The organism is Calidithermus terrae (assembly GCF_003574345.1).
In the GTDB taxonomy this organism is placed as follows: Bacteria; Deinococcota; Deinococci; order Deinococcales; family Thermaceae; genus Calidithermus; species Calidithermus chliarophilus.
The window spans coordinates 1-10,235 of the sequence record NZ_QXDL01000148.1; the positions used below are offsets into that span (position 1 = coordinate 1).

Genomic DNA, 10,235 nt, shown 5'->3' on the forward strand with positions numbered 1-10,235 from the left:
GGGCAGCCTGGGGCGCGGGTTGGGGGGCCTGCGCGGCGGGTCTGGGCTCCTCGCCGGCGGGCTCGCCCTTGGCGGGCGCGGGGGCCGCGGCCGGGGCGCCCTCGCCCAGGGTCACCACCACCTGGCCGCTCTTGACCTCGTCGCCGGGCTTGACCAGCACCTTCTCGACGGTGCCGCCGGAGGGGGCGGGCACCTCCACCACGGCCTTGTCGGTCTCGAGCTCGAGGAAGGGGGCCCCGGCCTCGAGCTTGTCGCCTTCCTTCACCAGCACCCCCACCACCACGGCGGAGGCCACGTTGTCGCCCAGGTCGGGCAATTTAAGTTCGGTAGCCATATGCTCCTTTCAGTCGCTGCATATTGCTCACGGCGCGGAATCTTTCGGCTATAGGCTATCAGCTATCGCCGGTCAGCGCTTGTGCGGCGCCTCCCGGCCCGTCTCGATGCCCAGCTTCTTGAACGCGTCGCTCAGGGCCTTGGCGGTGAGCTTGCCCTCGCCCTTCAGGGCCGAGAGCGCGGCGGCGCTGACGTACTTGGCGTCCACTTCGAAGAAGTCGCGCAGCGCCTCGCGGGTCTCGCTGCGGCCGAAGCCGTCGGTGCCCAGGGAGTGGATGGGGCGCTCGAGGTAGCCCGAGAGCAGGTCGGGCAGGGCCTTCACGTAGTCGCTGGCCGCGACGATGGGGCCCTCGGTGGGGTCGAGCATCCGCGCGACGTAGGGCTTCTCGGGCTTGGCCGCCAGGTTTCCGGCCTTGCCGGTCGCTGACGCGATGCCCTGGGGGTCGAGCCGGTTGCGGCGGGCGGTCTCCATGGCGTCGTAGTAGAGCGCCTTGTAGCTCGTCACGCTCCACACGTCGGCGGCCACGCCGTAGCCCTCGAGCACCTCCGCCGCCTTGATGACCTCGTTCAGGATGGTGCCGCTGCCCAGAAGCTGCACGCGGGCCTTGGGCCGCTTGAGCTCCGACTTCTTGAAGAGGTACATCCCCTTCAGGATGCCCTCGCGCACCTGCTCGCGGGGCTCGGGCATGGGCGGCTGGGGGTAGTTCTCGTTCATCAGGGTGAGGTAGTAGAAGATATCCTCCCCGTCCTTGTACATGCGCCTGAGGCCGTCCTCGAGGATCACCGCCAGCTCGTAGGCGAAGGCCGGGTCGTAGGCGGGCATGTTGGGGATGGGCAGGGCCTGCACGTGGGAGTGGCCGTCCTCGTGCTGCAGGCCCTCGCCGTTGAGGGTGGTGCGCCCGGCGGTGGCGCCCAGCAAAAAGCCCTTGGTGCGCTGGTCGGCGGCGGCCCAGGCCAGGTCGCCCACGCGCTGGAGCCCGAACATCGAGTAGTAGATGTAGAAGGGGATGGTGGGGATGCCGTAGTGGGCGTAGGCGGTGCCCGCGGCGATGAAGCTGGACATGGCTCCCGCCTCGTTGATGCCCTCCTGCAACAACTGCCCGGTCTTGGACTCGCGGTAGACCGTCACGGTGCCCGCGTCCACGGGCTCGTAGAGCTGGCCCTTGGGGCTGTAGATGCCCACCGTGGAGATCACGCCCTCCATGCCGAAGGTACGGGCCTCGTCGGGCACGATGGGCACGACGTACTTGCCGACTTCGGGGTGGCGCACCAGCTTGGTGAGCATGCGCACGAAGGCCATGGTGGTCGAGATCTCGCGCCCGCCGCTGCCGGCGTAGAACTCCTCGAAGAAGGCGGCGTCGGGGGTGTTGAGCGGGGCGAACTCGACCTTGCGCGCGGGGATCAGGCCGCCCAGGGCCTCGCGGCGCTCGAGCATGTACCGCACCTCGGGGCTGTCGGGGCCGGGGTGGTAGAAGGGGGTCTTCTCGAGGTCTTCGTCGGCGATGGGGATGCCCAGGAAGTCGCGAGCCTCCTTGAGGTCGTCGGGGGTGAGCTTCTTGACCTGGTGGGCCACGTTCTTGGCCTGCGCGGTCGGGCCCAGGCCGTAGCCCTTGACGCTGCGGGCGATGATCACCGTGGGGCTGCCGCGGTGCTCGACCGCGGCCTTGTAGGCGGCGTAGACCTTCTTCTTGTCGTGGCCGCCGCGCGAGAGGGTGAGGATCTCGAGCTCTTCGTCGGTGTAGCCCTCGATGAGCTTCTGCAGGGCGGGGGTGTTGAAGAACTTCTCGCGCAGCTCCTTGGCCCCGTAGGCCGCGTAGCGCTGGCTCTCGCCATCGACGAGCTGCTCGAAGCGCTCGAGCAGCACGCCCTCGGTGTCTTTAGCCAAGAGCTCGTCCCACGCACTCCCCCACACCACCTTGATCACGTTCCAGCCGTTGCCGCGGTAGACCGACTCGAGCTCTTGGATCACCTTGGAGTTGCCGCGCACCGGCCCGTCGAGGCGCTGGAGGTTGGCGTTGATGACGAAGATGAGGTTGTCGAGCTCCTCGGTCGCGGCCACCCGCAACGCGCCCAAGGTTTCCACCTCGTCCTGCTCGCCGTCGCCCAGGAAGGCCCAGACCTTGGCGCCGGACTTAGGCTTGAGGCCGCGGTCCTCGAGGTAGCGCATGAAGCGGGCCTGGTAGATGGCCTGCAGGGGCCCTAAGCCCATGCTGACGGTGGGGAACTCCCAGTAGTCGGGCATCAGCCAGGGGTGGGGGTAGCTGGTGACGATGCGGCCCGGCCCCGGCGTGAGGTCGCGGCGGAACCGGGCGAGGTCGTCCTCGCTGAAGCGGCCCTCGAGGAAGCTGCGCGCGTACACCCCGGGCGACATGTGGCCCTGGTAGAACACCAGGTCGCGGTCCATCCCGGCGCCGTGCCCGCGGAAGAAGTGGTTGAAGCCCACCTCCATCAGCTCGGCGATGGAGGCGTAGGTGGCGATGTGCCCGCCGATGCCGTCGGCCTTCTTGTTGGCCTGTTGCACGATGGCGATGACGTTCCAGCGCAGGATGTTGGCGATGCGCTGCTCGAGCTCGAGGTCGCCGGGGTAGGGAGGCTCCTGCTCGGCGGGGATGGTGTTGATGTAGGGGGTGCGCAGCTTATAGGGCAGCATCACCCCGTGCTTGTAGGCGTAGCGCTCGAGGGCTTCCACCAGCGCCACCACCCGGTCGCGCCCGGCGGAGCGCAGCACGTACTCCAGCGACTCGAGCCACTCCTTGGTCTCCAGGTCCTCGAGGCTGATCTGCTCCTCAGCCGAGAGCTTGGCCCGCGCTTCGATGAGCTCTAGGTCCGTGATCATTTGACTTTCTCCCAAGCCTCAGATTACACCTCGAGAACGGCCTCAAGATGGTGTGCGGAAAATATTTTTTGTTGGATGGAATAGGGGCGATGGCTGATAGCCGATAGCCGGGGGCGGGTCGTACGTCTTACGTCGTGCGTCGTACGTCGTACGTCGTACGCAAAACGCAAAATGCAAGACGCGAGACGCAAAACGCAAAACGCAAGACGCGAGACGCAAGACGCCTGGTTCCCCACTTGGTAAGGGGGGGTGGGGGGATACCCCCTCGGGGGTCGAGCCTTAAGGCGGCCGGGGCGGGGGAGCCCGTACACTCGAGGCAGATCGGGCGAAGGAGGCAGAGATGGGAGCCGGTTCGACTCCAGACTCCGCGGCGCTGGCCGACCACGTGCGGCGGAGCGTGCTCAAGGCCGAGGCTTACACCGCCCGCCTGCGGCGCAGCAACACCCGCTTGCTGCTGACGAGCCTGTTCGCCTCGGGGGCGAGCACCCTGGTGACGGGCGTGACCGCGGCGGGAGGGCCGGTGGTCGGGTCGGGGATCGAGGGGTGGAGGCTGGCGTGCGTGGCAGGGGCCGTGCTGGGGTTTGCCGCTACGGTGTCCACCGGGGCGGTCCAGCAGCTCAAGGTGGGCGACCGGCTGTCCGAGGGCAACCAGTGCCTGGGGCGGCTGCGGCTGCTCGAGGTGGCGATATCCACCCGAAGCCGCCCCCTCGAGGACATCGCCAAGGAGTACGCGGAGGTCCTGAAGACGTACCCCGAGCCCCTGCAGTGAGCCGGTGAGCCCCGGCGGCGGCGCCCGGCGCTTCCGCTTCCCGCCGCGGCGTCGCCGGACGTTCAAATTTGCTCTGCGGCACTCCACCGCGCCCGTATAATCCCCCATAGATATGGCGAGACCCGAGAGCGTCCCGGTGGTGCTGGCGGCTGCCCAGACCGATCCCGGACGCAAACGCGACCTCAACGAAGACTCCGTCAGCTACGAGCTGACGCCCTACGGGGGGGTCTTCGTTGTGGCCGACGGCATGGGGGGGCACCGCACGGGAGAGGTGGCCTCGAGGCTGGCCGTCGATCACATCACCGCCAACCTGCGCCAGGACTCACCCTCCCCGCAGAACCTGGTCAAAGCCTTCGAGGCGGCCAACCGCGAGATCTACACCGCCGGGCAGGCGCCCGAGTCGCGCGGGATGGGCACCACGGCCACCGCGCTGTGGCTCGACCTGCCCTACGCCATCCTGGGGCACGTAGGCGACTCGAGGGCCTACCTCTACCGCAAGGGGGAGATGGTCCAGCTCACCAACGACCACTCCTGGGTGGCCGAGCGGGTGCGCCAGGGCGTGCTCACCGAGGCTGAAGCCCGCAACCACCGCTGGCGCAACGTCATCACCAACGCGCTGGGCTCCTTCCCCCAGGTGCGCGTGGACCTCATCGGCCTCAAGGTCGAGCCCGGCGACCTCTTCCTGCTGTGCTCCGACGGCCTGACCAGCGTGCTCGACGACCCGGTGATCGCCGAGGTGCTGCGCAACTACCCCCCCGAGCAGGCCGTGCCCCGCCTCATCGCCCTCGCCAACGAGTGGGGCGGCCCCGACAACATCAGCGTCCTGGTGGCCGCCGTCGGCCCGCACGTCCCTGCCCAGCAGCGGCCCTACGCCCTGGCGGTCGAGGCGGCCAAGGGGGGCCCGGTGAACTTGCAACTGGGCCAGGAGCCCGAGGGCGTCACCACCCAGGTGATCGAGCCTGAGCGGCCGAGGGGCTTCTGGCGCCGCTGGAGCAACTGGCTGCTGCTGCTCTTGTGGGGCGCGCTTCTGGCCTACGTCCTCTACAGCCAGTTCGGGCCGGGCAAGCCGATCAACCCTTGACCCGTGGGGGCTGCTCGAGCGCAGGGACCACGCCGCGCTCGAGCAGCCTTTCTGTAGCCACCGCCGCCGGCCCTCACCCTCCTCCCCGGCCGTCTGTCCCCGCCGGCGCACGGTAAGCTATAGGGCATGAACAAGGTGCACACCGACCAGGCCCCTCAGGCAGTAGGCCCGTACAGCCAGGCCGTCGTGGCGGGCAACATGGTGTTCTGCTCCGGCCAGATCCCCCTGCGCCCCGACGGCACCCTCGAGGACGGCGACGTCGCCGCCCAGACCCACCAGGTCATGCGCAACCTCAAGGCGGTGCTCGAGGCCGCCGGCTCCTCGCTGGAGAAGGTGGTCTCGGCCACCTGCTTCCTGCGCGACATGAACGACTTCGCCGCCTTCAACCAGGTCTACAGCCAGTACCTCAGCGAGCCCTACCCCGCCCGCGCCACCGTGCAGGTCGCCCGCCTGCCCCGCGACGTGGCGGTGGAAGTGGCCTGCATCGCCGTGATCTAGGCGCCCGCCGCCCCAGCCCGCCTCGAGGTGGCTATGAAAATCCTTCACCCCACCGACTTTTCCCCCGCGTCCTACAAGGCATTGGAACTGGCCCAACACCTGCGGGGCCTGCTGGGCGGCAGCCTGACCATCCTGCACGTGGCCGAGCCCCGCTACGCCAGCCCGGCGCAGTTCTTCAGCAGCGAGAACGAGAAGATCTTCCAGCAGGCCGACCGGGAGTGGCACCAAGCGCTCGCGCAGCAACTCCAGGGCCTCGACCCCTCGGCCCAGGCCGTGCTCGAGGCCGGCAAGCCCATCCCCCGCGTCCTGCACCACGCCGCCGAGCACGACCTGCTGGTGATGGGCACCCACGGGGAGGACAGCCTCAAGGACCGGCTCATCGGCACCACCGCCGAGCGGGTCATCGCGCAGGCGGAGAGGCCGGTGGCCGTAGTCGGCCGCGACACCCAGTTGCGCCGCTTCAGTCACCTCCTCGTCGCCACCGCGCTCGCCGACCCCTCCGAGCGGGCGCTGGGCCTGGCCTACGAGATCGCCCTGCGCAGCGACGGCAACCTCACCCTGCTCCACGTGGTCGAACCGGGGGCGGTGGGCGCCGACCCGGCCCGCCTGCACACGCTGGTGAGCTACTTCCCGGGCGAGGCCCGCGAGCGCGTCCAGGTGGAGGTGCTGCCCTCCTCAGGCCCCCCCGAGGAAGCCCTGCTCGACTACGCCGAGCGCCACGGGGTGAGCGCGCTGTTCATGGGGCGCAGCCGGGGCAGCCGCATGTTCGGCTCGGTGACCCGCAGCGTGCTCAACCGGGCCCGGGTGCCGGTCTTCGTCCACCCTTAGCCGCCCCTTCATCCTCAGCGCCGGCTAATAAAACTTAACCCTACCTCCTGCTCCCCTCATGCACGGCGCACTAGAATGCGGCCCATGAGGGCTGCCGTTTCCCTGCGTCATTCCAGGATCGGCCCGGGCCTGCTGGCCGGGCTGATGCTTTTATTCGCCGCCTGTACCCCGTCCACGCCCTCCGCAGCCGCCGTGGTCCGCGTGCTGTGGCCGCAGTCCCTGGCCCAGGTGATCCCGGTCAACGCCCAGAGCATCGCCGTCACCGTGCGGGCCGTGGGCAGCACGGCCGTCCACGACACGCTCACCCTCAACAAGGGCACCACCGAGGGCCGCGTCAAGGCGCCGGTGGGCCGGGCGGTCTTCGTGGCCCGGGCCTACGACCAGCCCGACGGCAAGGGCAACGTGCTGGCGCAGGCCAGTACCGAGCAGGACATCGTCGCCGGGCAGAGCAACGAGGTGCGCCTGGAGATGACGCCGGTGGTGACGCGGGTCGAGGTCACGCTGCCCAAGGCCGGCCTCGAGGTGGGCGAGAACCTGACGGCCATCGCCACCGCCACCGACGCCTCCGGGGCCGAGGTCACGGCCACCTTCACCTGGACGTCCTCCAACCCCGCCGTCGCCACCGTGGACGGCTCCGGGGTGGTGCGGGGGGTGGCGCCGGGGACGGCGCAGATCCGGGCCACCGAGAACGCCAGCGGCCAGCAGGGCGAGGCCGGCCTCACCGTGAGCGAAACCATCATCGTCATCGGCAAGGTGGACGAGGGCTTCGACGCCGACAAGGCGGCCGGGGCGGTGGTCGGCGGGGAGGTCACGGGCAGCGACCCCGAGCGCAAATTGGCGCAGCGCAACAGCTTCCTGGTGATGCCGCCCCTGGCGAGCCCGGGCTGGGGCCGCATGAGCTACAGCCGGGGGGCGCTCGAGCGCGTCACCGGCCTGGGGGCGGTGGTGGACCTCAGCCCCGGCGACATCCAGCTCCCCGCCGGCTTAGACGAGGGCTTCGCCGTGGGCTTCTTCGCCAGCCCGGCCCCCACCAACCCCTACGCCAACTCCAACGCGCTGTTCCTGGGCTACGAGGGTCGCGGCCTCGGGGGGTACTACCTCGGGGTGGGCGGGGGGGCCCGGCCCGACCGGGTCCCCTTCCGCCACGCCCGGCGCCAGATCGTCGCCATCGCCAACGACATGGGCGCCTTTTTTTATGCCGTGGACATGCAGGGCGTGCCCGGCGGGGCGGCCTACCCCAACATGCGCTTCCTGGGGGCCAGCACCGGCTGGTCGGGGCGGCAGATGTACTTCGGGCTGCACAACCGGGGCAGCTACGCGCACGCGGTGGTGGTCCCCCGCCTCAAGATCGACGACTCGGGCCTGCGCAACTGGTGGCTCAGCGCCTTCCTGGCCGAGACCGGCACCGGCTCCGGGGCCCTGGGCACCAGCGCGAGCACCGGCCAGCGCTGGAACCTCCTGACCGGGGAGATCGCCCGCACCGCCGACGGGCTCAAAGCCCCCTCCAGCGCCCCCGCCCGCGCCTACGCCAGCGTGGGCTCGAGCACCCCCTACCTGCTGGGCGCCCGCGTCAAGACCGGGAGCACCCCCGAGGCCGTGGACCTGCTGGTGCGGGTGCAGGACGCGAACAACTACCACGGCGTGCGCTTCTCCGCCGGCGGCGTACAGATCTACCGGGTGAGCGCGGGCGGCAGCCCCCAGGTGCTCGCCCAGACCGGGCACAGCCTCGAGCCCGGCCGCACCCACGACGTGACGGTGCGGCTGGAGGGCAACGAGATCCAGGCCTGGCTCGACGACAAGGGCCCGCTCGTCGCCAGCGACGCCACCCGCGGCAGCGTCAAGAACGTGGGCTTAGGCTTCGACGGGGCCGGCGACTCGGCAATAAGCCGTTTCTTCGCCCACCAGCGCGAGGTGCCCATCCCCGCCAACCTCAAGCTCGAGCCCCCCGACGCGCCCAAAGCCAGCACCCCCGTCTGGGCCGACGAGTTCAGCGGCTCGGGCTCCTTGCCGGGCCGCAGCAACGCGGGCAAGACCTGGGAGCACGTCTCGGGCGACCAGACCTTCAGCCTGGCCTCGGGCCGGGCCCGCGCCAGCAGCACCCTCACCGACTGCCTGCTCCAGGCCGTGCCCCACGGCGCCAGCCGGGTCCAGGTGGAGTCCACCGTCGTGCAACTCTCCCCCCCAGGCACCGTCGCCTTCACCGGCCCGGCCGTCCTCAGCGGCGGGGCGGGTTCGGGCCCGCCCGGCAGCTACCTCGTCGCCATGCAGTTCCGCGACGCCAGCCAGGGCGAGGGCTCCACCGAGGTCGAGGTGCGGCTCAAGCCGGCGGGCGGGTCGGAGTACATCTGGCGGCGCATCAACATGCAGGACACCCTCCGCAACGGCACCAGCAACTCCACTACCCTCTGGACCGACGGGGACTGGGTGGCGGTGTGGGTGAACAGCGAGCCCATCCTCTACCACCCCCTCACCTCCGACGCGCAGCGCATCAGCGTGGGCCGGGTGGGGCTGTACGACTGCTCGGTGGGCTACGGAAAGAACGAGTTCGAGAATTTGCGGATTTACTAGGCTTGGGGGGGAAGCTGTCGATAGTCGATGGTCGATAGCTGATAGCCGAACGCGTGCTTCCCTCCCCACACGCGGGAGGGGAAGATCGTTCGGCGTTTAGCTATCGGCTATAGGCTATCGGCGTTTAGCGCTCAGCGTCTCGCGCACGACGTAAGACGGTAGAATCGCACTGATGGATAGCCAGACCTTACTCGAGCGCTTCTCCGCAGGCGACCCAAGGGCGCTGGCCCGGGCCATCACCTGGGCCGAGTCCGGGCACCCGGCGGGCGCCGAACTGCTGCGTTCCCTCCGGGGGCGGGGCAACAGCCGGGTGGTGGGCCTCACCGGCAGCCCCGGCGCCGGCAAGAGCACCCTCACCGACCGGCTCATCGAGGAAGCCCGCAAGCGCGGCGAACGGGTCGCCGTGCTGGCCGTTGACCCCAGCAGCCCCTTCACCGGCGGGGCCATCCTGGGCGACCGCATCCGCATGATGCGCCACCACCAGGACTCGGGCGTGTTCATCCGCTCCCTGGCGAGCCGGGGCGCCCTGGGCGGCCTGGCGGGCGCGGTGGTGGGCGCGCTGGCCCTGCTCGAGGCCTTCGGCTTCGAGCGCATCTTCGTGGAGACGGTGGGCGTGGGCCAGAGCGAGGTGGACATCGCCCGCGTCGCCGACACCACCGTGCTGGTGCTGACCCCGGCGGCCGGTGACGCCGTGCAGGCCTTCAAGGCCGGCGTGATGGAGATCGCCGACGTGTTCGTGGTCAACAAGTTCGACCTCCCCGGCGGCGAGCGGGTGATCCAGGAGCTCAAGACCACCCTCGAGCTCGCCCCCGCCCGCCCCGGCGGCTGGAAACCCCCGGTGCTCAGCGCGGTCGGCTCGCGCGGCGAGGGCATCGCCGAACTGCTCGACGCCATGGACCAGCACTACGCCCACCTCAAAGAGCACGGCCTGCTCGAGGGGGGGCGGCTCGAGCGCGCCCGCTTCGAGGTCGAGAGCGTGATCCAGGAGTGGGGCCGCCGCCGCACCCGCGAAGGCCAGGACCTCATCGCCCAAGTCGCCCACGGCGAACTCACCCCCGAAGCCGCAGCAGCACGCCTGCTGGGCAACCCCGAGCTGAGCCGCTGAGCGGGCAGCCCTCAGCGGTCCGCCATCAGCGGAAGGTGGAAGGCTCGTGGCCCGTGGCTGCCCCACCCCGGTCCTCCCCGCCCGCGGGGAGGGTCGTCGCCGTGCTGGCGCTGGTCTTGGTCCTGCTGTTCACCTCGCCTTTTTACGACCCCTTCAAGCCGAAGGACCAGGAGGACGGGGGCGGGGAGCGCTAGGCCGCGGCCCGTGGGTTCAGCCG

At 70.1% G+C, this 10,235-nt stretch carries 9 protein-coding genes; 7 read left to right on the forward strand and 2 right to left on the reverse strand.

The window, feature by feature from the left end; all coding sequences use genetic code 11:
• Both Mterra_RS15055 and aceE read right to left on the reverse strand, forming a co-directional pair.
• On the reverse strand, positions 1–334 hold a 334-nt coding region (locus tag Mterra_RS15055; protein ID WP_119315926.1), incomplete at its 3' end, for a biotin/lipoyl-containing protein.
• A gap of 72 nt (positions 335–406) precedes the next feature.
• Positions 407–3,169: a pyruvate dehydrogenase (acetyl-transferring), homodimeric type gene (aceE, locus tag Mterra_RS15060; protein WP_119315920.1), complete on the reverse strand. Its 2,763-nt coding sequence runs from the start codon at positions 3,167–3,169 to the stop codon at positions 407–409.
• A 340-nt stretch (positions 3,170–3,509) separates the two neighbouring features.
• On the opposite strand from aceE, the gene Mterra_RS15065 reads away from it, so the two are divergent.
• From Mterra_RS15065 to Mterra_RS22420, 7 genes are all read left to right on the forward strand, one after another.
• A complete protein-coding gene (locus Mterra_RS15065) occupies positions 3,510–3,938 on the forward strand; it encodes a hypothetical protein (protein ID WP_147372822.1) in 429 nt (142 codons plus the stop codon).
• A gap of 112 nt (positions 3,939–4,050) precedes the next feature.
• Positions 4,051–5,019 (forward strand): Stp1/IreP family PP2C-type Ser/Thr phosphatase, encoded by a 969-nt coding sequence (locus Mterra_RS15070; protein ID WP_119315922.1) that lies wholly within the window; start codon positions 4,051–4,053, stop codon positions 5,017–5,019.
• A 126-nt stretch (positions 5,020–5,145) separates the two neighbouring features.
• Positions 5,146–5,517, forward strand: a complete 372-nt coding sequence (locus tag Mterra_RS15075) for a RidA family protein (RefSeq protein WP_119315923.1) — start codon at positions 5,146–5,148, stop codon at positions 5,515–5,517.
• A 33-nt stretch (positions 5,518–5,550) separates the two neighbouring features.
• The gene (locus Mterra_RS15080) at positions 5,551–6,345 is read left to right on the forward strand and encodes a universal stress protein (protein WP_119315924.1); all 795 of its coding nucleotides are present in this window, start codon (positions 5,551–5,553) and stop codon (positions 6,343–6,345) included.
• A gap of 84 nt (positions 6,346–6,429) precedes the next feature.
• On the forward strand, positions 6,430–8,913 hold the full coding sequence (locus tag Mterra_RS22895; RefSeq protein WP_218022944.1) for an Ig-like domain-containing protein: 2,484 nt from the start codon (positions 6,430–6,432) through the stop codon (positions 8,911–8,913).
• A 172-nt stretch (positions 8,914–9,085) separates the two neighbouring features.
• Entirely contained in the window at positions 9,086–10,018 is a 933-nt protein-coding gene (meaB, locus tag Mterra_RS15090; protein ID WP_119315925.1) for a methylmalonyl Co-A mutase-associated GTPase MeaB, read from the forward strand.
• A 53-nt stretch (positions 10,019–10,071) separates the two neighbouring features.
• Positions 10,072–10,212 carry a hypothetical protein gene (locus tag Mterra_RS22420; protein WP_170159685.1) on the forward strand — a complete coding sequence of 47 codons (141 nt, stop codon included), beginning with the start codon at positions 10,072–10,074 and terminating at the stop codon, positions 10,210–10,212.
• Positions 10,213–10,235 lie beyond the last annotated feature (23 nt).